Below are 476 nucleotides of genomic sequence, written 5' to 3' on the forward strand. Positions count from 1 at the left end.
GGCTGGATTGGAATATCTTAAACAAATTCATAAACTTTCGGATGAAAATACGGTCGCCATGTGGTGTGAAAATCCCTATTGGCAGTATTTTTGTGGGATGCAGTTTTTTACTCATCACATGCCGTGTGACCCCAGTTCGATGGTTCGCTTTCGCAAGCGAATTGGCGAGCAAGGTGCGGAACTCATGTTATCGCTGACCGTCGATGTCGGACTAAAAGTCGGCGCGGTAAAAGAAAGTAGTTTGCGCGAAGTGGTGGTGGATAGCACCGTGATGGAAAAGAACATCTGTTTTCCAACCGACAGTAAACTGCTTGAACGATGCCGTAAAAAACTGGTCGACCTTGCCAAACACGCAGGTATCACACTGCGGCAAAGCTATGCGAGAGCAGGTGTGAAGGTCGCAAATTCAGTCAGTCGTTATGCGCATGCCAAACAATACAAGCGGATGCGTAAAGCATTGAAAAAACAAAAGTCGT

The 476-nt window shown here is 46.4% G+C and carries 1 protein-coding gene; it reads left to right on the forward strand.

Translation table 11 applies throughout. The annotated features are described in order from the left end of the window. A partial coding sequence (locus tag HC733_RS22640; RefSeq protein WP_190367213.1) for a transposase occupies nt 1-476 on the forward strand: 476 nt, incomplete at both ends.

The organism is Pseudoalteromonas sp. S16_S37, assembly GCF_014694405.1.
Lineage (GTDB): Bacteria > Pseudomonadota > Gammaproteobacteria > Enterobacterales > Alteromonadaceae > Pseudoalteromonas.